The organism is Bacillus sp. B28, assembly GCF_029536185.1.
GTDB classification, from domain to species: Bacteria; Bacillota; Bacilli; order Bacillales; family Bacillaceae; genus Bacillus; species Bacillus halotolerans.
In genome coordinates, this window is record NZ_CP120511.1 from 268,232 (window position 1) to 289,633 (window position 21,402).

General features: G+C 45.7%; 24 protein-coding genes, 1 pseudogene and 1 other annotated feature. Of the genes and pseudogenes, 19 read left to right on the top strand and 6 right to left on the bottom strand.

The features are described 5' to 3' along the window. Positions 1 to 12: 12 nt before the first annotated feature. The 9 genes from garD (at position 13) to P3L57_RS01515 (ending at position 8,419) form a co-directional block, all read left to right on the top strand. Positions 13 to 1,545, top strand: a complete 1,533-nt coding sequence (garD, locus tag P3L57_RS01475) for a galactarate dehydratase (protein ID WP_069487446.1) — start codon at positions 13 to 15, stop codon at positions 1,543 to 1,545. Between the two features lie 278 nt (positions 1,546 to 1,823). Then, positions 1,824 to 2,747: a macrolide 2'-phosphotransferase MphK gene (gene mphK, locus P3L57_RS01480; protein WP_069487447.1), complete on the top strand. Its 924-nt coding sequence runs from the start codon at positions 1,824 to 1,826 to the stop codon at positions 2,745 to 2,747. A 56-nt stretch (positions 2,748 to 2,803) separates the two neighbouring features. Continuing rightward, positions 2,804 to 3,053: a binding site (T-box leader), on the top strand. A gap of 94 nt (positions 3,054 to 3,147) precedes the next feature. After that, positions 3,148 to 3,309, top strand: a complete 162-nt coding sequence (locus P3L57_RS01485; protein WP_024120093.1) for a tryptophan RNA-binding attenuator protein inhibitory protein — start codon at positions 3,148 to 3,150, stop codon at positions 3,307 to 3,309. A gap of 20 nt (positions 3,310 to 3,329) precedes the next feature. After that, entirely contained in the window at positions 3,330 to 4,268 is a 939-nt protein-coding gene (locus tag P3L57_RS01490; protein ID WP_044162085.1) for a DMT family transporter, read from the top strand. Between the two features lie 98 nt (positions 4,269 to 4,366). Continuing rightward, on the top strand, positions 4,367 to 5,047 hold the full coding sequence (locus P3L57_RS01495) for a response regulator transcription factor (RefSeq protein ID WP_081638226.1): 681 nt from the start codon (positions 4,367 to 4,369) through the stop codon (positions 5,045 to 5,047). Between the two features lies 1 nt (position 5,048). Further along, positions 5,049 to 5,984, top strand: a complete 936-nt coding sequence (locus P3L57_RS01500; RefSeq protein WP_044162082.1) for a HAMP domain-containing histidine kinase — start codon at positions 5,049 to 5,051, stop codon at positions 5,982 to 5,984. 93 nt (positions 5,985 to 6,077) lie between these two features. Continuing rightward, positions 6,078 to 7,001, top strand: coding sequence for an ABC transporter ATP-binding protein (locus tag P3L57_RS01505; protein ID WP_044162079.1), 924 nt, complete (start codon positions 6,078 to 6,080; stop codon positions 6,999 to 7,001). 17 nt (positions 7,002 to 7,018) lie between these two features. Continuing rightward, a complete protein-coding gene (locus tag P3L57_RS01510) occupies positions 7,019 to 7,705 on the top strand; it encodes an ABC transporter permease (protein ID WP_083244559.1) in 687 nt (228 codons plus the stop codon). A gap of 18 nt (positions 7,706 to 7,723) precedes the next feature. Beyond that, positions 7,724 to 8,419, top strand: coding sequence for an ABC transporter permease (locus tag P3L57_RS01515; RefSeq protein ID WP_069487448.1), 696 nt, complete (start codon positions 7,724 to 7,726; stop codon positions 8,417 to 8,419). Here the strand turns inward: P3L57_RS01515 and P3L57_RS01520 are convergent. Both P3L57_RS01520 and P3L57_RS01525 read right to left on the bottom strand, forming a co-directional pair. Continuing rightward, a pseudogene (locus P3L57_RS01520) lies at positions 8,420 to 8,482 on the bottom strand (hypothetical protein); the annotation flags it as partial. It abuts the gene before it with no gap. Continuing rightward, entirely contained in the window at positions 8,454 to 8,840 is a 387-nt protein-coding gene (locus P3L57_RS01525) for a YndM family protein (RefSeq protein ID WP_010332895.1), read from the bottom strand. The gene P3L57_RS01525 and the pseudogene P3L57_RS01520, both read right to left, overlap by 29 nt. 344 nt (positions 8,841 to 9,184) lie before the next feature. On the opposite strand from P3L57_RS01525, the gene P3L57_RS01530 reads away from it, so the two are divergent. The 6 genes from P3L57_RS01530 (at position 9,185) to tatC (ending at position 13,488) form a co-directional block, all read left to right on the top strand. Continuing rightward, positions 9,185 to 9,613, top strand: a complete 429-nt coding sequence (locus tag P3L57_RS01530; RefSeq protein ID WP_069487449.1) for a cell wall hydrolase — start codon at positions 9,185 to 9,187, stop codon at positions 9,611 to 9,613. A gap of 96 nt (positions 9,614 to 9,709) precedes the next feature. Continuing rightward, positions 9,710 to 10,441 carry a vWA domain-containing protein gene (locus P3L57_RS01535; protein WP_059292032.1) on the top strand — a complete coding sequence of 244 codons (732 nt, stop codon included), beginning with the start codon at positions 9,710 to 9,712 and terminating at the stop codon, positions 10,439 to 10,441. 78 nt (positions 10,442 to 10,519) lie between these two features. Next, positions 10,520 to 10,669, top strand: coding sequence for a hypothetical protein (locus tag P3L57_RS01540; protein ID WP_069487450.1), 150 nt, complete (start codon positions 10,520 to 10,522; stop codon positions 10,667 to 10,669). Between the two features lie 54 nt (positions 10,670 to 10,723). Further along, positions 10,724 to 12,475, top strand: a complete 1,752-nt coding sequence (gene phoD, locus P3L57_RS01545) for an alkaline phosphatase PhoD (protein ID WP_069487451.1) — start codon at positions 10,724 to 10,726, stop codon at positions 12,473 to 12,475. Positions 12,476 to 12,488: 13 nt separating this feature from the next. Further along, the gene (gene tatAD, locus P3L57_RS01550) at positions 12,489 to 12,701 is read left to right on the top strand and encodes a sec-independent protein translocase protein TatAD (protein ID WP_010332899.1); all 213 of its coding nucleotides are present in this window, start codon (positions 12,489 to 12,491) and stop codon (positions 12,699 to 12,701) included. 61 nt (positions 12,702 to 12,762) lie between these two features. After that, on the top strand, positions 12,763 to 13,488 hold the full coding sequence (gene tatC / locus P3L57_RS01555) for a twin-arginine translocase subunit TatC (RefSeq protein ID WP_024120100.1): 726 nt from the start codon (positions 12,763 to 12,765) through the stop codon (positions 13,486 to 13,488). On the opposite strand, the gene pcp is transcribed toward tatC, so the two are convergent. Then, positions 13,485 to 14,132, bottom strand: coding sequence for a pyroglutamyl-peptidase I (pcp, locus tag P3L57_RS01560; protein ID WP_059334425.1), 648 nt, complete (start codon positions 14,130 to 14,132; stop codon positions 13,485 to 13,487). The genes tatC and pcp overlap by 4 nt on opposite strands. Positions 14,133 to 14,212: 80 nt before the next feature. Between pcp and P3L57_RS01565 the strand changes: the two genes are divergently transcribed. Further along, on the top strand, positions 14,213 to 15,331 hold the full coding sequence (locus P3L57_RS01565; RefSeq protein WP_277617490.1) for an aminotransferase class V-fold PLP-dependent enzyme: 1,119 nt from the start codon (positions 14,213 to 14,215) through the stop codon (positions 15,329 to 15,331). A 101-nt stretch (positions 15,332 to 15,432) separates the two neighbouring features. Here P3L57_RS01565 and lmr(B) read toward each other — a convergent pair whose 3' ends face one another. Together lmr(B) and lmrA are read right to left on the bottom strand one after the other, a co-directional pair. After that, complete coding sequence (lmr(B), locus tag P3L57_RS01570) at positions 15,433 to 16,875, bottom strand: lincomycin efflux MFS transporter Lmr(B) (protein WP_063623076.1); 1,443 nt, start codon at positions 16,873 to 16,875, stop codon at positions 15,433 to 15,435. A gap of 57 nt (positions 16,876 to 16,932) precedes the next feature. Further along, positions 16,933 to 17,499: a transcriptional regulator LmrA gene (gene lmrA / locus P3L57_RS01575; RefSeq protein WP_069487453.1), complete on the bottom strand. Its 567-nt coding sequence runs from the start codon at positions 17,497 to 17,499 to the stop codon at positions 16,933 to 16,935. Positions 17,500 to 17,716: 217 nt separating this feature from the next. Here lmrA and P3L57_RS01580 point away from each other — a divergent pair, with 217 nt between their 5' ends. Then, positions 17,717 to 18,850 (top strand): type II asparaginase, encoded by a 1,134-nt coding sequence (locus P3L57_RS01580; protein ID WP_069487454.1) that lies wholly within the window; start codon positions 17,717 to 17,719, stop codon positions 18,848 to 18,850. Between the two features lie 170 nt (positions 18,851 to 19,020). After that, positions 19,021 to 19,659 (top strand): lipase EstA, encoded by a 639-nt coding sequence (gene estA, locus P3L57_RS01585; protein ID WP_044162064.1) that lies wholly within the window; start codon positions 19,021 to 19,023, stop codon positions 19,657 to 19,659. A gap of 37 nt (positions 19,660 to 19,696) precedes the next feature. Here estA and P3L57_RS01590 read toward each other — a convergent pair whose 3' ends face one another. Next, complete coding sequence (locus tag P3L57_RS01590; RefSeq protein ID WP_069487575.1) at positions 19,697 to 20,080, bottom strand: RDD family protein; 384 nt, start codon at positions 20,078 to 20,080, stop codon at positions 19,697 to 19,699. A gap of 236 nt (positions 20,081 to 20,316) precedes the next feature. Here P3L57_RS01590 and P3L57_RS01595 point away from each other — a divergent pair, with 236 nt between their 5' ends. After that, positions 20,317 to 21,396 (top strand): helix-turn-helix domain-containing protein, encoded by a 1,080-nt coding sequence (locus P3L57_RS01595; RefSeq protein WP_044162061.1) that lies wholly within the window; start codon positions 20,317 to 20,319, stop codon positions 21,394 to 21,396. Positions 21,397 to 21,402 lie beyond the last annotated feature (6 nt).

The following is a 21,402-nucleotide window of genomic DNA, read 5'->3' on the forward strand; positions in this document are numbered from 1 at the left end:
AGTGATATTCCTATGGTGATGAACCTCAGACAGAATCAAGAGCCTCTTTACATTAAAGTGAATGTAAAAGATAACACGGCGATTATTGTAAATGACGGCGGACTGAAAAAGGGCACTGTTTTTCCATGCGGGCTGATGCTGGAAGAAGATGTTCCTCAAGGCCATAAAGTGGCCCTAACCGATTTGAATCAGGGGGATGCCATCCTGCGTTATGGAGAAGTGATCGGATTTGCAGATCAGCCGATCAAACGCGGAAGCTGGGTGCGGGAAGCTTTGGTGAGAATGCCCGCCCCTCCGGAACTCCATGACCTCCCTATCGCAAACAAAGTGCCCGAACCGCTGCCGCCCCTTGAAGGCTATACGTTTGAAGGATATCGAAATGCTGACGGCAGTGCGGGAACAAAAAATATTCTCGGTATTACCACAAGTGTTCAATGTGTCGTCGGCGTGCTGGATTATGCGGTAAAACGGATAAAAGAAGAGCTTCTTCCGAAATATCCAAATGTCGATGATGTCGTGCCGCTTCATCATCAATATGGATGCGGCGTGGCCATCAATGCCCCAGACGCCGTGATTCCCATCCGCACGATTCAAAATCTGGCAAAGCATCCGAACTTCGGCGGAGAAGTGATGGTGGTCGGATTAGGATGTGAAAAGCTCCTCCCGGCACGGATTGCACCTGAGAAAAAAGATCACATCATTTCACTTCAAGATTATCAAGGCTTTGCGAATATGATTCAATCGATGATGGAAATGGCGGAGGAGCGGTTAATCAGACTCAATAGCAGAGTCCGTGTATCCTGCCCTGTTTCTGATCTGGTAATTGGCCTTCAATGCGGCGGCAGTGATGCCTTTTCCGGCGTGACGGCGAATCCGGCAGTGGGATATGCGGCTGATTTATTGGTTCGGGCAGGCGCAACGGTCTTGTTTTCTGAAGTGACTGAGGTGCGGGATGCGATTCACTTATTAACGCCCCGGGCTGTCAGCGAAGAGGTCGGACGTTCGCTGATCGATGAGATGAAGTGGTATGACAGCTATCTGAGGCGGGGGGAAGCAGACAGAAGCGCCAATCCGTCACCTGGCAATAAAAAAGGCGGTTTATCCAATGTGGTGGAAAAAGCGTTAGGATCGGTAGCAAAGTCAGGCACAAGCCCCATTTCCGGTGTACTCGGGCCTGGGGAGAAGGCGGAGAAAAAGGGTTTGCTGTTTGCGGCGACGCCGGCAAGCGACTTTGTGTGCGGAACCCTTCAGCTGGCGGCAGGCATGAATCTGCAGGTCTTTACGACAGGCAGAGGAACACCGTATGGATTGGCTGCTGCGCCGGTGCTGAAAGTATCTACACGTCATTCATTAACAGAGCATTGGGCGGATTTAATCGATATCAATGCCGGGCGAATTGCTACCGGAGAGGCCAGTATCGAAGAAGTCGGCTGGGAGATTTTTCGCATGGTCTTAGATGTAGCGAGCGGCAGGAAACAAACATGGGCGGACCATTGGGGCCTTCATAATGATTTGTGTTTGTTTAACCCCGCGCCTGTGACTTGATTCATTTTTTATAGTAGATCAAAACTGGAATATGATGTAAAATGGAGATCGACTACAATGAACGGAGGGGTTCCGACATGGCATTCATTAGATTCCGATTGACACGAATTCAATAGTGAACGACACTCGCCTGGATGCGGGGAATCGGGATGAATCTGCCTATGTATGTACCCTTATATTGTCATGAAAAGAGGGTGGCGATGCTGCCCTCTTTTTTTGTTCCTTAAAAACATCCCTTCTCTCTAACGACAGGCGGAATATGAGAAAGGGGAAAAGAGATGACAAACCCGAACGAAAGGCAGCTAATCACTGAGATTGTCGCGCTTGCACGCAATCAAGGTTTGACGGTTCACTGTGATAACGCTCAATTGAATGAAACGGGAATGGATTTTCAAGTTGTATTCGCCGAGGACGATACAGGTATGCCATGGGTGCTGCGAAAACCGCGGAGAAGCGATGTAGTTGAAAGAGCAGCTTCAGAAGGCAGAACGCTTGCCTTTCTCCGCGCGAACCTCACAGCTGATGTGCCGGATTGGAAAATTCATACGCCGGAATTGACCGCTTACCCGAAGCTTAGCGGAACGCCTGCTGCTGGGATTGATTTGGAACAGAAACAGTATGTATGGAATATGAATCATCAGCCGCCGTCAGACGATTTTGTTCATACACTTGCCGAAATACTGGCAGAATTGCATGGCATGAATCAAACATCTGCCGGCCAATCCGGAATAGAAGTGGTGATGCCAGAAGATTTCAGGAAAATGACAGCTGAATCTATGGCTGATGTGAAGAATAAGTTTGGCGTATCTAAGCAGCTTTGGGAAAGATGGCAAACGTGGATCAATGATGATGCATACTGGCCCGGTTTCTCCGCGCTGATACACGGCGATCTCCATCCGCCGCATATCCTAATTGATCAAAACGAACACGTCACAGGCCTCCTGGATTGGACAGAAGCGAAAGTCGCCGATCCAGCCAAGGATTTTGTCTTTTACCACATGATTTTCGGAGAAAAAGAAACAGCCCGTTTGCTTGAATGCTATGATCAAGCAGGCGGCCGTGTATGGTCAAAAATGCAGGATCATATCTCAGAGATGCAGGCGGCGTATCCGCTGGAAATTGCCAAGTTCGCTCTTCAGACACAGCAGGAGGAGCACGTAAATATGGCTCTGGAAGCACTTGGCGAATCTAAATTGGATTAAGAATTGACTTCTGTAAATTGACAGAGTATTATAAATTTTACAAGCGAAAGAACGGATTAACAATTGTGAGGAAGAGCAAGTAAGCATCAGTGAGCGGGGTTCAGAGAGTCGGTGGCAGGTGTGAACCGATCCTCCCCTGATGCCGAATGGGCTTCTGAATTGCTTTGCTGAATAGATAGTAGGCAATGCCGGGATGCTCTCCCCGTTACCAAGAGAGGAGTATCGAAACTGACGTTTTCTGTACTGATGAGCGAATGGCTTTTTAGCTGTTAATAAAGGTGGTACCGCGAGACCCTCGTCCTTTGATAGGACGGGGGTTTTTGTGTTTCTTAAAGGAGGTGACGGCCAATGGAAGAAGGCTGGTGGTCCATGTTTAATCAATGGGAAAGGAGGAATTCAAATGGTGATCGCAACTGATGATCTGGAGGTTGCTTGTCCGCATTGTGAAAGAGCCGGAGAAATAGAAGGCAAACCTTGTCCGGCATGCAGCGGGAAGGGCGTCATTCTTACCGCACAAGGAAATACGCTTTTGGATTTTATCCAAAAACATATGAACAAGTAAAGGAGAAAAGCTGAGCTGAGATGAGATTAGAAGAGCAGAGTGAGATTCGCAAGGCATCGGCAGGGACGGTTTTTTTGCTGATCGGAACGGTTTGTTTTGCATCTAAGTCGATTTGGATTAAATGCGCATATGAAATGGGTGCTGAGCCAGACGCAGTATTGTTATACAGGCAGCTGTTTGCTGTTCCGCTGTTTTGGCTGATTTATTTGTTATACCGACCGCCAATCCCAGACGGTATGAAAAAAGGGGATCTATGGAGGGCGTGTGTCGCGGGAGTGTTTTGTTTTTTTCTGTCTCCCTTGTTTGATTTTATCGGGCTGAACCATGTATCCGCAATGGTTGAGCGTATTTTGCTGATGAGCTATCCGGTGTTTATGATGGGATTCAACGCGTGTCGTGACCGGAAAATGGTTTCCATCCAAGACCTTTTCGCAGTGCTGATGGTCATGATCGGCTTTTTCTTTGCGCTCGGCGGCTGGAATGCTGAGCTTTTTCAGGCGAATATGATTGGATCTGTATTCATTTTGTTATCCTCGGCCGTTTATGCTGGTTATCTTGTCCTTTCCGGGCGTCTCGTCCATCAAATCGGCGGCATCCGACTCAATGCTTACGGGATGACAGCAGCCGGAGCGGCCATGATGCTTTACACAGGCATCAAGGCGGCGATCGGCATGAATCCGCCAATGACAGCATATCCGCTTGCTGTGTACGGTTTGTTTGTGTTCATCGCAGTCGTCTCCACTGTGATTCCATTTGTGCTGATGCTTGAGGGCATAAAACGAATCGGGGCACTGCGAGCTGCCACTATTTCAATGGCAGGACCTGTCCTGACAATTTTCTTTGGAGCCTTATTTCTCGGTGAGCGGCTCCAGTTTACTCAAACCATTGGATGCGCAGCCGTATTTATTGTCATAACGGGCATGGAATATAGAAAGCTGAAAACAGGAAAAAAAGAATAAATTTTGTAAAACACACATGTTTTTCAATTACAATAAGCGTAATGACATGTGTGTTTTTTTGACTATGAAAAAGGTTAGGTGAGAGGATGCAGCGCATATTGCTTGTGGAGGATGACCATTCCATCAGTGAAATGGTGGATCATTATTTAACAAAAGAAGGCTTTGAAATCGTGCATGCTTTCGACGGTGAAGAGGGCATTCGGAGGTTTCAAGAGCAGGCGTACGACCTCATTCTGCTTGATATTATGCTTCCAGAGCTGAATGGAATGGATGTTTTAAAAATCATTCGGGAAAAAAGCAAGATTCCTGTTTTAATGATTTCAGCAAAAGACGGAGATGTTGATAAAGCATTGGGGCTGGGATTCGGGGCGGATGATTATATCGCCAAACCGTTTTCGATGATTGAACTGACAGCCAGAGTCAAAGCAGCGATACGGAGGGCGACGCAATATTCGTCGAGTGAACCGGCTGAACATCAGGTGATTCGTGTTCACCAGCTTACGATCGATATAGACAATGTATCCGTTTTGAAAAACGGCGAACCGCTTCAGCTGACGTCAACCGAATGGCAGCTGCTGACACTATTTGCAGCAAATCCTAAAAAGGTGTTTACGAAAGAACAAATCTATCGTTCCGTATGGAATGAGGAGTACTTTGGCGACCAAAACATCATTAATGTACATATGAGGCGGCTGAGAGAAAAGATTGAAGATGATCCATCGTCTCCTCAATATATCAAAACATTATGGGGCATCGGCTATAAATGGGGAGAGTTTTAGAATGGCAGTATTAACGATTGCTGCTATCATCGCTTTGGCGTGTCTGAATGTCATTCAATATATGATGAAAAAGAACCGGGACAGGAATTTGACGTATACGGCAGAAAAGCTTAGCGCCATGCTTGACAACGAATCGGCCGATCAGGTTTTACTTCATACAGATGACCGTGCGCTCAGGGACCTGCTCGTCAACATCAATCTGCTCGCTGAGGATCATCAGCATATCAACGCCCGGTTTGCAAAAACAGAGCAATCCATGAGACGGATGCTGACCAATATGTCACACGATCTCAAAACACCTCTGACGGTTATTCTCGGTTATATCGAAGCCATCCAAAGTGACCGGGATATGCCGGACAGCGAGCGGGAAAGACTGCTTGAGAAACTGCACCAAAAAACAAATGAACTCATCCAAATGATCCACTCTTTTTTTGATTTAGCCAAATTGGAATCTGAAGACAAACAAATCCCGATCACAAAAATACATATCAACGAAGTATGCAAACGAAATATCCTGCATTACTATGATGCCGTTCAGGCAAAAGGTTTTAACGCGGAGATTGATATTCCGGATACGCCGGTATACGCGCATGCAAATGAAGAGGCGCTGGACCGTATCCTGCAAAATTTATTATCCAACGCGATTCAATATGGCGCGGTTGGAAAGTTTATCGGATTATCACTTTCTTATGACGAGACAAGCATTGCCATCTCCGTATGGGACCGCGGAAAAGGAATCAGTGAAACAGACCAGCAGCGGGTATTTGAGAGGCTGTACACACTTGAAGAATCAAGAAACAAAGCATTCCAAGGGAGCGGTCTCGGTTTGACGATCACGAAAAGGCTTGTGGAAAAAATGGGGGGCTCCATCTCTCTTCAAAGCAAGCCGTATGAACGGACAGCGTTTACGATTACATTAAAACGAATGACCTATTAACAATCGTAAGAATTTCTTAAGAATGAAGAAATAAAAATGACAGGGCCCGCCGCTACAATAGAAAACAGGAAAAAGAGGAAAGGAGCAACAACGTTGACTTACATCGTACAAACAAACGGACTGACCAAAACGTTTCAAGGCAAAGAAGTCGTTTCAGATGTCAGCATGCATATCAAAAAAGGTGAAATTTACGGCTTTCTCGGCCCAAACGGAGCGGGGAAAACAACCATCATGAAAATGCTGACAAGTCTTGTAAAACCGACAAGCGGTGAAATCAATATCCTCGGAAACAACTTCAACCATACATCATATGAGGTGCTCGGCAGGATCGGCAGCATGATTGAATATCCGATTTTCTATGAGAATCTGACGGCTATCGAAAATTTAGAGCTGCATTGTGCATACATGGGATATCACAATAAAAAAGCCATTCAAGAAGTACTCGATATGGTGAATTTAAAACAGATCGACAAGAAACCCGTCAAAACATTTTCGCTTGGAATGAAGCAGCGCCTCGGCATAGCGCGCGCCATCCTCACCAAACCTGATCTGCTTATATTGGATGAGCCGGTAAACGGCCTTGATCCTGTCGGCATTAAAAAGATCAGAAACTTATTTCAAGTATTAAGCAAGGAGTATGGAATGACACTGCTGATCTCCAGCCATATGCTGAGTGAGATCGAACAAATTGCGGACACAATCGGCGTCATTCGTGACGGCAGGCTGCTGGAAGAGGTGTCGATGGAAGATGTCAGGGGACAAAACACAGAATACATCGAACTCGTTACATCGAATCAGACAAAAGCCTGCTTTGTGCTTGAGAAAGAACTTCACATTGCCAACTTTAAAATCTTAAGTGATAAAACCATTCGGATCTATGATGCTCAGCAATCACAGGGTGCCATATCAAAAGCGCTAATTTTAAATGATGTAGACATTGAATCAATAAATAAAAAGTATACGTCACTGGAGGACTACTTCATCAGCTTGATCAACGGCAATCACATCAGTGCGTAAAGGAGGCGAGACCGTTGCTGAATTTGATCAGAATCGAATTAAGGAAAATGAAGATGGGATGGTATGTAAGAGGAGTCATCATTGCTAACCTGATTATCCTTGGCTTTATGTGGTTGGTCAGTTACACAGAAAAAGCGGAGGGCACTGAATCGCTCCAAAGCATGGATGAAGCATTTCTCGTCATTGGCACTTTTGTCAGAGCGGTGTTTATCGTTTTTGGCGCAGTACTGATCGCTAAATTAGTCATATCGGAATATAAAAACAAAACGATTCAAGTGATGTTCACGTACCCGATCAGCCGGAAAAAACTGCTCGCTGCTAAGCTTAGCATCTCAGGCGGGCTGACGTTTATCACCATTTTGGTCTCAAATGCGTTCGTAGCAGCCGCTTTCTATATGCTGAACTCGATCTACCATGTCATTCCGGGAGAATTGAGCGCCGATGTCATTTCTCAGCATTCGGTAAAAATGGCGGTTTTCGCTTTTGGCGCCGCTGGCACCAGTTTAGTTCCCATCTTTTTTGGGATGCGTAAGCACTCTGTCTCGGCAACCATCATTTCATCTGTCGTGATCGTCATGCTGATGAGTTCAACAAGCCCGGGCCTGTCCATTTCTTCCATTGTATATATTCCATTATCTCTAGCTGCTGTCGGTTTGTTTTTTTCATACATGGCAGTCAGGAAAGCAGACTGGCAAGATGCTTAAATACGGAGTTGAAACAACATGTTGAATTTAATGAAACTTGAATTGAAAAAAATGAAAGTAGGCTGGTATTACAGAGGCGCCGTTATTGCGAATTTATGTATTCTCGGATTTATGTGCTTGATCGCATCAGAAGAAAAAAAACTCCCGCAGCCGGAGATGATGACTGATGCGGCATCCACGCTATTTTTGCTTGGAACGTTTGTAAGATCTGTATTTGTTGTTTTCGCCAGTGTGCTGATTGCCAAATTGATTATTAGCGAGTACAAAAATAAAACGATTACCGTCATGTTTACATATCCCATCAGCCGAAAAAAACTGATTGCTGCCAAGTTGCTGATTACAGGCGGACTGACGTTTATCACCATTATGGTGTCTGAACTTGCGCTTGCATTCATCTTTGCGCAAATCAATCAATATTATCAACTTACACCTGCGATGTTATCAGTCCAGACTATCGGGCAAGAGGTCGGCAGTATGGCGATATATGCCGCTTCGGCTGCTTGCTTGAGTTTTATTCCTTTATATTTTGGGATGAGGAAACGCTCTGTTCCGGCTGCTATCATTTCATCGGTTATATTGACGATACTGATCAGCCAGCAAAGCCCCGAGTTATCGCTGGCAACGATTATCTACATTCCGCTTTCTTTAGGTGCGATCGGCATCTTGATAGCGATTTGGTCTGTCCGAAACATAGACCGGGAAGATGCTTTATGATAGAAGGCCGATGCTGTCAGCACCGGCCTTTTGTTTATGAATCTGTTCTTGTTTCAAGATAATGCTTTTTGCCAATTTCTTTGCTCATCATATAGAAATGGAAGCAATATTCACCGATGGCCATGGCGATTGCTCCAAATAGAGCCGCCAGCGCAATTTCTCCGCCAGTCATCCCCATAGAAAGCGGCATGCCCATCAGCCAAATCACGAGAAATGCCAAACCGAAATCAGCTAAAGTGGCGATCATATTGTTCCATCGGGGCAATACATAAAGGTCTCCAAGCAAATAAGAAATGACCCCTAACACAACCGTCATCAGCAGCGTATCACCAAACGTGAAACCAAAGCCAAGACCCAGCACCAAATACAAAACAATAATCGTCATAATACCTTTAATCGCGAGCGCTTTCACATGTGTCATGATAAGGTTCCTCCTTCTTTTATCTGATTTGTTATGTATGATTCCTCAAATACGGAAAGTTAAACATTACTTAGTGTTCTTTAAAAGCGTTTTCGGCTACAGGAGGAAAAAGGCTGAAGAACTGTTATGGATCGGGGGATGAAGCGGCAGCTGCCATGCCCGTGGAATCCGGGATTTTACCGGAGATTTCCTTGACGGCCAGATGTCCACTTTTTTCTGCAATTACCGATCTTTATGGTTTGTGTCAGTACCGGGAGAATAAATTTTAAAACTTCTCCTGTCCCTCCGTCATCACTCTTTGGGTATTGCAATATGATGAAAGGAGAAAAAGGGGAGGTGACGTGATGGCGGTTGTGAGAGCAACAAGCGCAGATGTCAACTTGATGGCACGGCTGCTCAGAGCGGAAGCGGAAGGTGAAGGAAAGCAAGGGATGCTGCTTGTCGGCAATGTTGGGATTAATCGGCTGAGGGCCAATTGCTCTGATTTTAAAGGCCTCCGCACCATCAGGCAGATGATTTTTCAGCCGCATGCGTTTGAAGCGGTGACCCATGGATACTTTTATCAAAGACCGCGGGAAAGCGAGCGGGCCTTGGCACGCCGGACGATAAACGGGGAGAGGTTCTGGCCGGCAAAATTCAGCTTGTGGTATTTCAAGCCGGGAGGAAACTGCCCGCCGACCTGGTATAACCAGCCGTTTGTAGCCAGATTCAAATCACATTGTTTTTATCAGCCGACGGCCGAAACATGTGAAAATGTATATAACACATTTTAGGGGCAGGACGCCGTTCGCATTTGAACGGTGTTTTTTCTTTATTGGAAAATATTTCTGTGAGATAATCGTAGAAAAGAACTACAGGAGATGACAAAGATGGCGACAATTGACCTGCAAAAGAAGAGCGTAAAAATCGTACTGGAGAAAAAGCAGTTAACCAAGGTGACGGCTCGTGTCGGGCTGGTGCTGGATATTACCGGTTCAATGAGAACGCTGTATAAAAACGGAACGGTTCAAAAAGTGGTGGAGCGGATTTTGGCTGTGGCTGATCAGTTTGATGATAACGGTCTGCTTGATGTATGGGTTTATGATAATGAATTCTCCCGGTTAAAACCAGTCTCTGAAATCGATTTTTCAGGCTATGTTGATCGCGAAATTTTGAATAATGAACTCTTGCATAAATTCGGGAGAAATGATGAGCCGCCGGTCATAAAAGATGTGTTACATAAATATGTTGTGGAAGAACCGAGTTCATATCCCGCTTTTATCGTTTTTATTAATGATGGAGGGTGTAAAAAATCCATTAAACCCATTATTGAAGCTGCCTCTGATAAACCAGTGTTTTGGCAGTTTGTCGGCATCGGAAACGGCAACTTCGATTTTCTTCATAAACTGGATACGCTTGAAGGGCGTGTTGTTGATAACGCAAACTTCCTGCATATCGAAGACATTGAACGCATCTCTGATGATGAGCTTTATGATGCATTGCTTACTGAATTTCCATTTTGGCTGCAAGAAGTGAAGGAAAAAGGAATTTTAATAGAACAAGAGCCTGAAGCTGCAAAACCGGAAAAGAAGGGCTTTTTCAGCAGATTGTTTTCTAAATAACAGACAGCCTTCTCAAACACTGAGTGATTTTGCAAAATCGCTCGGTGTTTTTGTTTTTTTAAGATCATGTGAAGAAAAATGGGTAAAAAGGGCGGCTTGCAAACGACAGGATATGCAGAAAACACGCCGTTTTGCCAGCTGTCGGCATGTTTCGGCGAAAGGGCTGTGAATGAAGTCCTGTTTCTGATGTTCAGTGCTTACAATCTGTTCACACTTCTTCACAGCTAATTAACAATCGTTTCCTATAATGAAAGCGATCAATGAGAAGAGAGGGGATCTGGAATGGCATATGACAGTCGTTTTGATGAATGGGTACAGAAACTGAAAGAGGAAAGCTTTCAAAACAATACGTTTGACCGCCGCAAATTTATTCAAGGAGCGGGGAAGATTGCAGGACTTTCTCTTGGATTAACGATTGCCCAGTCGGTTGGGGCCTTTGAAGTAAATGCTGCGCCTAAATTCTCAAGCTATCCGTTTACATTAGGGGTAGCGTCAGGTGATCCGCTTTCTGACAGTGTCGTACTCTGGACACGTCTGGCGCCAGATCCGCTGAACGGCGGAGGAATGCCGAACAAGGCGGTTCCAGTCAAATGGGAAGTCGCAAAGGATGAGAACTTCCGTAAGATCGTGAGAAAGGGCACAGAAATGGCCAAACCGAGTCTCGCCCATTCTGTCCACGTGGAAGCGGACGGGCTTGAGCCGAACAAAGTGTACTACTACCGATTCAAATCCGGACATGAGCTAAGTCCTGTCGGAAAAACAAAAACACTGCCGGCCCCAGGTGCCAATGTGCCGAAAATGACCTTTGCCTTCGCTTCCTGCCAGCAATATGAGCATGGCTATTATACAGCCTACAAGCATATGGCGAAGGAAAAGCTTGATCTTGTCTTCCATCTCGGTGATTACATATATGAGTACGGGCCGAATGAATATGTATCAAAAACAGGCAATGTCCGCACGCATAGCAGCGCGGAAATCATTACGCTGCAGGACTATCGAAACCGCCATGCCCAATACCGTTCAGACGCTAATTTAAAAGCGGCGCATGCGGCGTTTCCTTGGGTTGTCACTTGGGATGACCATGAAGTTGAAAATAACTATGCCAATAAAATCCCGGAAAAAGGGCAGTCGGTTGACGCGTTTGTATTGCGCCGTGCGGCGGCGTATCAGGCTTATTATGAGCATATGCCGCTCCGCATCTCCTCTCTGCCGAATGGCCCGGATATGCAGCTGTACCGCCACTTTACGTATGGAAATCTGGCATCATTTAATGTGCTGGATACACGTCAGTACAGAGATGACCAAGCCAATAACGACGGCAATAAGCCGCCTTCTGATGAATCGCTCAATCCGAATCGGACCTTGTTAGGAAAAGAACAGGAGCAATGGCTTTTTAATAATTTGAGCAGCTCGACAGCATATTGGAATGTGCTGGCACAGCAAATCTTCTTTGCGAAGTGGAATTTCGGGACAAGCTCAAGCCCGATTTACAGCATGGATTCATGGGACGGTTATCCGGCTCAGCGCGAACGGGTCGTCAATTACATTAACAGCAAAAATTTAAACAATGTTGTCGTGCTGACAGGAGATGTACACGCAAGCTGGGCATCGAATCTGCATGTCGATTTTAATAAAACAAGCTCAAAAATTTTCGGGGCTGAATTTGTCGGCACCTCCATCACATCCGGAGGAAATGGAGCGGATAAGCGGGCGGATACCGATCAAATTTTAAAGGAAAATCCACATATCAAGTTCTTTAACGATTACCGCGGATATGTCCGCTGTACAGTAACGCCTCACCAGTGGAAAGCTGATTATCGGGTAATGCCATTTGTGACAGAGCCGGGAGCAGCCATTTCCACACGGGCTTCATTCGTTTATCAAAAAGACCAAACCGGATTGAGAAAGGTATCCTCAACGATGGTTCAAGGCGGAGTGAAACAATCCAATGAAGTCGAAGAGGATCGTTTCTTTGAGCACAACAAAGCCCATGAAAAACAAATGATCAAAAAACGGGCAAAAATTACGCATTAAGGAGTGAAACATTATGTTTTCAAACATTGGAATACCAGGTTTGATTCTGATCTTTGTCATCGCCCTCATTATTTTTGGCCCTTCAAAGCTTCCGGAAATCGGACGAGCCGCCGGTCGGACTCTGCTGGAATTCAAAAGCGCCACAAAATCACTTGTGTCTGGTGATGAAAAAGAAGAAAAATCAGCTGAGCTGTCAGCGGTCAAGCAGGACAAAAACGCAGGCTGAGTGCTGATGAGGCAGACGCATGGTCTGCCTCTTTTTCTCATGAAAGGGAGGGCTTTTTTGAATGGATAAAAAAGAAACTCATCTGATCGGACATTTAGAAGAGCTTCGCCGTCGGATCATCTTCACACTTGCGGCTTTTCTTCTGTTTTTAATTACGGCTTTTTTGTTTGTGGAGGACATTTATGATTGGCTGATCAGAGATTTTGACGGGAAATTAGCTGTTCTCGGACCGAGTGAAATTCTCTGGGTATATATGATGCTTGCCGGCATTTGTGCGATTGCCGCCTCCATCCCCGTTGCCGCCTATCAGCTTTGGCGTTTTGTAGCGCCGGCGCTGACAAAAACGGAGCGCAACGTGACACTGATGTACATACCGGGATTATTCGCCCTGTTTCTGGCCGGCATCTCGTTCGGATATTTTGTGTTGTTTCCGATCGTTCTCGGCTTTTTGACACATTTGTCTGCCGGCCATTTTGAAACGATGTTTACCGCTGACCGCTATTTCAGGTTTATGGTGAATTTGAGCCTGCCGTTCGGTTTTCTGTTTGAAATGCCCCTTGTGGTGATGTTTTTGACAAGGTTAGGCATCTTAAATCCATACCGGCTGGCCAAAGCGAGAAAGCTGTCCTATTTTCTGCTGATCGTGGTGTCCATATTGATTACCCCGCCAGACTTTATTTCTGATTTTCTCGTGATGATTCCGCTGCTTGTCCTGTTCGAAGTGAGCGTCACACTATCAGCGTTTGTATACAAAAAGAGACTGACCAGTGAAGCGGCCGCCGCTTAGTGCAGCGCGCCGCCGGGTGACTTCGTATCCTGATCATATTGTGCGGCCGTAACAGCGGCGATCCTCAATGCTTTGACGATCATGTCGAGGCTGAGGCTCGGCGCTGTTTTGTCGATTGTTTGTTCCGGAATGTACGGAATGTGGATAAACCCGCCGTGAATGTGCGGAGACGTACGGTGAATGTGATCCATTAACCCGTAGAACAGATAGTTGCATACAAATGTGCCGGCCGTAAAGGAAACAGCCGCCGGAATGCCGTTTTCCTTCATTTGAGATGTGATGCGTTTAATCGGAAGCCCTGTCCAGTAAGCGGCAGGCCCGCCGGGAGAAATCTCCTCATCAATCGGCTGGTTTCCTTCATTATCCGGGATACGCGCGTCTGCAAGATTGATCGCGACCCGTTCCGGTGTCACCTGCATCCGGCCGCCGGCTTGCCCGACGCAGATCACGATGTCCGGCTGATGTTTATGAATCGCTTGCCGCAAAGTGTCGAGAGCGGTTCTGAACACAGTCGGAATTTGTGCCGAAGCGATGACCACCTGATCCGTTTCAAAGCCATTCAGCCGTTTCACCGCTTCCCACGATGGATTGACAGTTTCCTGATCAAAAGGGTCAAAACCTGTGAAGAGCACTTTTTTTCTCATGGAAGCCATCTCCTTTTTTCTATTATTCTATTGTTTATTTCTGGATTTTTCATCAAAATAATAAAAAGGAGTGAATCAGAATGGAACATTTGCCGCAGCAGTACCGACATCTGTTCCCAACCGTGCAGAGCCGCATCATGCTTGCCAGCTGCTCACAGAGCGCGTTGGCAGAGCCGGTGTCAAAGGCGATACAAGATTATCATGACAGCTTGCTGCATAGGGGGACGAACTGGAATGAAGCGATTGAAAAGACAGAGAGTGCCAGAAACGAGTTTGCGAGGCTGGTAGGGGCTGAGCCGGAAGAGATTGCGATTGTGCCGTCAGTTTCTGATGCGCTGATTTCCGTGGCATCATCCTTGTCTGCTGTTAAAAAGAAACTGGTTGTATACACGGAGATGGATTTCCCGGCGGTGTCTCATATTTGGCAGGCACAATCTGATTACAATGTATCTGTGATCCCTTCAATAGACAGTGAGCTGCCGCTCGAACAATATGAAAGGTATATCACGGAAGAGACGGTGCTGACCTGTGTTCCGCACGTTCATTATCGTGACGGCTGCATTCAGGATATAAAAGCCATCGCTGCCATCGCCAAGAGAAAGGGATCGATGGTATTTGTGGATGCATATCAATCTGCCGGGCATATTCCTATTGATGTGAAAGAATGGGGCATAGATATGCTGGCGGCAGGCACCAGAAAGTATATGCTCGGCATACCGGGCATGGCGTTTCTTTATGTGAGAAAAGAGCTGGCGAACGAGCTGAAGCCCAAAGCATCTGCTTGGTTCGGGCGGGAAAACGGGTTTGGGGCGTCGTCTTATGCAGAAGAAGGCGCGAGGCGTTTTCAAACAGGAACCCCTGCTTTTATTAGCGTGTATGCAGCGGCTGCGGCTTTATCGCTGCTGAATCATATCGGAATGTCCCGTATCCGCGATCATATAAAAACGGTGAGTGCCGATGCGTTTCAATATGCAGCTGAAAAAGGTCTGAAGCTTGCAGGGGCGCCATCAGGACAGCAGCCGGGCATGATTTCCATTCGGGATGAACGGGCATCGGAAACGGCGGCGTTACTAAAGAAGAAAAACGTGATTTGTGCTCCGCGGGACAATGTCATCCGTCTCGCTCCCCACTTTTATAATACGAAGGGCGAACTGCGTTATGCGATTGATGAAATGGCTGCGATTTTATCCGCACATTAAAAGAGATCACCTAAAAATAGATGTTCACCTCCTTCGGCGCTGCTCGCTGTTGTCCGATATAGGTATAAAAAACCCCCTGACCTTAAGATCAGGGGGTTTTCTTATTGATGATCAACCTTTACTCGCTTCAAAAAGAAAGCGGCAATTAAACCGATAATCGCAACAATCATCGCAAAGACAAATGCATGCTGAACGCCAGCTGTCAATGCTTGCGGAATGACTGCCGGATCGGCTGGATTTTTTACGCTGCTCATGTAGTCATGCTGACCGGCAGCCATGATGCTGACCGCAACAGCTGTCCCGATCGCGCCCGCCATTTGCTGAAGTGTGTTCATAATGGCAGTGCCGTCCGGATAAAACTCACGCGGAAGCTGGTTTAAACCGTTTGTCTGAGCAGGCATCATAATCATGGAGATCCCAATCATCAAGCAGGTATGCAGCACGATAATCAGCACTGCTGTTGAAGCTGTCGTGAGATTTGAGAAGAGCCACAGAACAATAGTCACAATCAAAAATCCCGGAATAACAAGCCACTTCGGTCCGTATTTATCAAACAGGCGGCCTGTGACAGGTGACATAAATCCGTTTAAAATACCGCCCGGCAAGAGAATAAGTCCTGAGGCAAATGCTGTTAAGACTAAGCCGCCTTGCAGATACATCGGCAGAAGCAGCATGGATGACAGGATGACCATCATGCAAATAAAGACCATAATGACGCCCAAAATAAACATCGGGTATCTGAATGCACGCAGGTTCATCATCGGCTGCTTCATCGTCAGCTGACGGATTGAAAATAGAATAAGGGCGATAACACCGACAATAAGTGAAACGATCACAGTCGGGCTGGACCATCCGCCAGAGCCTTCCCCCGCGTTGCTGAATCCAAACACAATGCCGCCGAAACCGATCGTCGACAGAATAATAGACAGGACATCAATTTTCGGTTTTGTGATGTCAGACACATTTTGCATGTACAGGATACCGAAAATGAGCGCAAGCACAAGGAACGGAAGAGAGATCCAGAAAATCCAGTGCCAATTAAGGTGCTCAAGAACCAACCCGGAAAATGTAGGGCCGATTGCCGGCGCAAACATAATGACAAGTCCGATTGTTCCCATGGCCGCTCCCCGTTTATGGGGCGGGAAAATCACCAAAATCGTATTAAACATGAGCGGTAATAAGAGTCCCGTTCCAAGTGCCTGAACGATTCTCGCCGCTAATAAAAAAGAGAAGCTAGGCGCAAGCGCCGCAATCAGGGTGCCTATGATTGAAAAAATCAGTGACACAGTAAAAAGCTGTCTAGTTGTAAACCACTGCAATAGCAGACCTGAAACAGGAACAAGAATACCGAGCACAAGCAAGTAGCCTGTTGTTAACCATTGAACGGTTGCCGCTGTAATGTTCAATTCCTTCATAAGATCGGTTAACGCGATATTCAGCGCTGTTTCACTGAACATGCCGATAAAACCGGCCGTCAGCAAAGATATCATAATGGGCATCACTTTATATTGCTGAGATGCTTTAGCTGCTGTTTCCAAATCTATTTCTCCTCTCGTTCATCTGAATGTATTCACTCAGCTTGTAGTAGTATGTCTCTTTTTTTATTTCTTCAACAGAGCGGGAATGCGGCTGGAGATATGAAGAAGCGGTGTGCTGTCTTTTGCCGTTAATGATAAAAGAATGCCGCCTTCAATCATCGCGTTAATGACGATGCTTGATTCCTTGGCATGGCTCTCGCTGTAACCCGACAGCTGCAATTTTTCCTCAAACACAAGGGACCACGCTTTGTAGGCTTCATCACAGGCTTTTCGCAAAGGCTCGCTTTTTAATGATGTCTCTGCCGCAAGCAAGCCGACGGGCAAGCCTTCGATGTCCTCTGTGCATGAGAATTGACAGGAGAGCTCCTTCAAAAAGGCTTGAATGCTTTCTGCGGGATCAGTGCTCACGTCCATGCAGTCTGTGATCCTCTGGCCGATGTATTCCTTCATTTCATTCACGGCTTCAATTGCCAGCTGTTCTTTACCGCCGGGAAAGTGGTAGTAAAGAGAGCCTTTAGGTGCACCGCTTTCTTTAATAATCTGGTTCAGTCCCGTGCCGTAATACCCCTGCAGCTGAAAAAGCCGGGTAGCTGCAGAAAGGATTTTCTCACGAGAATCTCCATAGCTCATAACATTCCCACCTTACTGATTGCGATCATAAAATATAGTGACTGGTCTATTATCTTGATTCCCCCATCGATTGTCAAGATAAAGAAACTTGAATATGAAAATAAAATAAGCATATAAAAAAGCTGAGAGATAACCTGACGCACATTTTGACTGAATAAATAAAATATTCAATTATTAAAAGGCGTAAAGACGTTACCATACAAAAGGAGAGAAAAACATGAAAACACAACGATTCCTCTTACTGACCCTTTTTACCGCACTATTGCTTGCTTTTACCGGATGCTCACAATCTCCTGAAGCAAAAGAATCCCCAAAAGAAAAACCGCAGACACAAAAAGTTTCTTCAGCTTCTGCTTCCAAAAAAAATGACCTTCCAAATATCAAAATACTGGCGACAGGAGGTACGATTGCCGGAGCCGATAAATCAAAAACCTCTACAACTGAATACAAAGCAGGTGTCGTCGGCGTTGAGTCTCTGATCGAAGCGGTGCCAGAGATGAAGGCCATTGCGAATGTCAGCGGCGAGCAAGTGGTTAACGTCGGAAGCACAAACATTGATAACAAAACATTGCTGAAGCTCGGAAAACGAGTCAACAAACTGCTTTCTTCAGAAGATGTTGACGGTATTGTCGTGACTCACGGAACAGATACATTAGAAGAAACGGCTTATTTTCTGAACCTCATTGTGAAAAGTGATAAACCGGTTGTTGTTGCCGGTTCGATGAGGCCGTCTACAGCCATCAGTGCTGACGGCCCGTCCAACTTGTACAACGCAGTTAAAGTGGCGGGCGCACCTGACGCAAAAGGGAAAGGGACGCTCGTCGTTCTCAATGACCGCATTGCTTCAGCACGATACGTTACAAAAACCAACACAACCGCAACAGACACCTTTAAATCAGAAGAAATGGGATACGTCGGAACGATTGCCGATGACATTTATTTTCATAATGAAATGACACGCAAGCATACAAAGGATACCGAGTTCTCGATTTCCAGCCTTGATAAACTGCCGCAAGTAGACATTCTGTACGGCTACCAAAATGACGGAAGCTATCTGTTTGATGCAGCTGTGAAAGCCGGAGCAAAAGGCATAGTGTTCGCAGGATCAGGCAACGGATCTTTATCTGACGCAGCCGAAAAAGGAGCAGTCAGTGCGGTCAAAAAAGGCGTCACAGTGGTTCGCTCAACCCGTACGGGGAATGGGGTCGTCACACCGAACGGCGACTATGTGAAAAACGGCCTTTTGGCATCAAACTCCTTAAATCCGCAAAAAGCCCGGATATTGTTAATGCTCGCGCTCACCAAAACAGATGATCCTAAAAAAATCCAAGACTATTTTAATGAATATTAAAGAGAAGAGGGCGAAAAAGCCTTCTTTTTTTGCATTTTCGGGATCATAAACAGCTCAAATGTTCTCTCAACCTTAAAATTTCTTTAAAAATAAGTCAAATTTACCCTTTACTTAATTATTTTGGCAAAGTAATATAATTTATGAATTTGTTACAAAAAAAGGAGGAAACTATGAAACTTTTAAGAGGTAAGATCATTGCACTTGTAACAATTGTTGCGCTGTCAGTTACATCCATGTTTGCGATGCAGCCGTCAGCGAAAGCCGCTGAACATAATCCGGTGGTAATGGTTCACGGAATTGGCGGAGCTTCTTTTAACTTTGCCGGTATTAAAACTTATTTGGCATCACAAGGCTGGTCACGGGACAAGCTGTATGCTGTAGATTTTTGGGACAAGACAGGCAATAACTTAAACAACGGCCCAGTATTATCACGTTTTGTGCAAAAGGTATTAGATGAAACCGGTGCGAAAAAAGTGGACATTGTCGCTCACAGCATGGGGGGCGCCAACACGCTTTATTACATAAAAAAACTGGACGGCGGTAATAAAATTGAAAACGTCGTAACGCTTGGCGGCGCGAACCGTCTTGTTTCAAACAAGGCGCTTCCGGGAACGGACCCAAATCAAAAGATTTTATATACGTCCATTTACAGCTCGGCGGACATGATTGTTATGAACTATCTGTCTAACTTAGAAGGGGCAAAAAATGTTCGTATCCACGGTGTCGGACATATCGGCCTTCTGTACAGCAGCCAAGTCAACAGCCTGATTAAAGAAGGGCTGAACGGCGGCGGACAAAATACGAACTAATGAGAAACATAACCTTGAAGAATCCTATTCTTCAAGGTTATTCTGCTTTCAGCACAATTGTTTTCGCAGCCATATCATGAACGGTTTGTTTTTTCTTCGTAAATGCGGCTGTTAAATAGATCAGGCGGGAAAACACATGGACCCACGCTATCATGTAACGGACAATAGCCTGAGGGAGGGAGATTTTCTCGTGTGTTTCATCTCTCACGATTTGCAGCCCGATGATTTTTTTGCCCAGCGTACCCTTCCAATTTGTCAGCGGCATCAGCAAAGGATACACAAGCAGCATCAATATGGCGACAGCAATGACGCCAGCGGACCCGTCGCCAAACATAAATCCGGATGCTGCAATCACTGAGGCCGCAATGATCATGTCAAGCACAAGAGCGCAGGCGCGCAGCATAAAACCAGCTAGTTCCAACATAAACACTTCCTTAAAAATTTTAGATAAACACCTAACAATTGTAAAAAAGAAGGGCCTAAAGTGGGAATAGGTTATAAGCCTTACATTACAAAAGTTGATGAAAAAGTCATAGGTGAATTTACATAATGAACCAGGCTGTCACATTACCAAATTCTTTTTTAGCCCGAAACCAAGCCCTCAGAAGTTATTTTTGTTAAAATAGAAAAGTTACAACAGAATTCGGAGGGTTTATTGTGGGAAAAGTGAAAAGAAATGCCCCTTGCCCATGCGGCAGCGGTAAGAAATATAAAAAATGCTGCGGAAATAAAGTTGTCGACTTCCCGACAGAATTAGCGGCAAAAGAAGCAAAACAAATTCAGGAAGACTTAGTGGAGTATGCCTTCACAGTACATAGAGAAAGCATTTCAGGTTTTATCAACCAGCATGATTTTCTTTCTACTATGGACAGGCAGACAAAGGACATCAGTGTATTTAATTTAGGAATCTGGGGAATCTTCTTCCACCCGCTCGCTGGTGGCAAAACGATCTTTGAAGAGTACCTTCAGAAAAAAGGCGATTCGATCACCCGCCCGAAAACACGTGAGATCGTTGAATCTTGGAAGAGCATGACGCCTGCTTTATTGCTGCTGAAGGATATGAAAGAAGCAGTTATTCATTTTGAAGATGTCATTACGAAAAAACAATTCGACGTGGAAATGGACGTCACAAGTCAAGACCTCCCTCCAGTGGGAAGCTTGATTCTCGGCTATCCGATTCACGAAGCGGAAAAAGCGGAATTCTTCATGCAGTTCACAATTTTCCCAGTGAAGAGAACGGAAGAGCTGATCAGCAAGGTGAAGACATATGCGGATGCTGCAGTGAAAAACGGCAAAACGCCGGAGGACTTCATGAAGCAGGAGTTCAACAACGTACTTTTCGCGCTGTTAGCTGAAAAAGATGAACAGCCGCAGCAAGCGGAGCCTGTTCAAGAAAGCAGCGTTGAGTGGGCAAATGACATGGAGAAAGAAACAGCGGCGGCGATCGAAAAAGGCATGAGCGGAGATGAATATCCGAATGAGCTGATTCCGGCAGTCATTGACATCTGGAAATCGTTCTGCGAGAAAAAATCACCTGTCATCAGAAAGCCGGAAGCTTTTGCGGCGGCAGTTGAATATTATGTGAATGCAATCTCTCTTAACGGCGCAACCGTTTCCCAAGCCAAACTGGCGAAAAAATACGGCGTAAGCGCATCAACGATTTCAAGCCGCTACAAAGAAATTGAAAGCACGCTTCAAGATGAAGCGGATCGCTTTGCACAATCATTAACATCTTAATGACGA

Coding starts and splice junctions, on each gene's coding strand:
- garD (WP_069487446.1), top strand. CDS start 13: ATGGTGATGAACCTCAGACAGAATCAAGAGCCTCTTTACATTAAAGTG.
- mphK (WP_069487447.1), top strand. CDS start 1,824: ATGACAAACCCGAACGAAAGGCAGCTAATCACTGAGATTGTCGCGCTT.
- P3L57_RS01485 (WP_024120093.1), top strand. CDS start 3,148: ATGGTGATCGCAACTGATGATCTGGAGGTTGCTTGTCCGCATTGTGAA.
- P3L57_RS01490 (WP_044162085.1), top strand. CDS start 3,330: ATGAGATTAGAAGAGCAGAGTGAGATTCGCAAGGCATCGGCAGGGACG.
- P3L57_RS01500 (WP_044162082.1), top strand. CDS start 5,049: ATGGCAGTATTAACGATTGCTGCTATCATCGCTTTGGCGTGTCTGAAT.
- P3L57_RS01515 (WP_069487448.1), top strand. CDS start 7,724: ATGTTGAATTTAATGAAACTTGAATTGAAAAAAATGAAAGTAGGCTGG.
- P3L57_RS01525 (WP_010332895.1), bottom strand. CDS start 8,840: ATGACACATGTGAAAGCGCTCGCGATTAAAGGTATTATGACGATTATT.
- P3L57_RS01530 (WP_069487449.1), top strand. CDS start 9,185: ATGGCGGTTGTGAGAGCAACAAGCGCAGATGTCAACTTGATGGCACGG.
- P3L57_RS01535 (WP_059292032.1), top strand. CDS start 9,710: ATGGCGACAATTGACCTGCAAAAGAAGAGCGTAAAAATCGTACTGGAG.
- P3L57_RS01540 (WP_069487450.1), top strand. CDS start 10,520: ATGGGTAAAAAGGGCGGCTTGCAAACGACAGGATATGCAGAAAACACG.
- phoD (WP_069487451.1), top strand. CDS start 10,724: ATGGCATATGACAGTCGTTTTGATGAATGGGTACAGAAACTGAAAGAG.
- tatAD (WP_010332899.1), top strand. CDS start 12,489: ATGTTTTCAAACATTGGAATACCAGGTTTGATTCTGATCTTTGTCATC.
- tatC (WP_024120100.1), top strand. CDS start 12,763: ATGGATAAAAAAGAAACTCATCTGATCGGACATTTAGAAGAGCTTCGC.
- pcp (WP_059334425.1), bottom strand. CDS start 14,132: ATGAGAAAAAAAGTGCTCTTCACAGGTTTTGACCCTTTTGATCAGGAA.
- P3L57_RS01565 (WP_277617490.1), top strand. CDS start 14,213: ATGGAACATTTGCCGCAGCAGTACCGACATCTGTTCCCAACCGTGCAG.
- lmrA (WP_069487453.1), bottom strand. CDS start 17,499: ATGAGCTATGGAGATTCTCGTGAGAAAATCCTTTCTGCAGCTACCCGG.
- P3L57_RS01580 (WP_069487454.1), top strand. CDS start 17,717: ATGAAAACACAACGATTCCTCTTACTGACCCTTTTTACCGCACTATTG.
- estA (WP_044162064.1), top strand. CDS start 19,021: ATGAAACTTTTAAGAGGTAAGATCATTGCACTTGTAACAATTGTTGCG.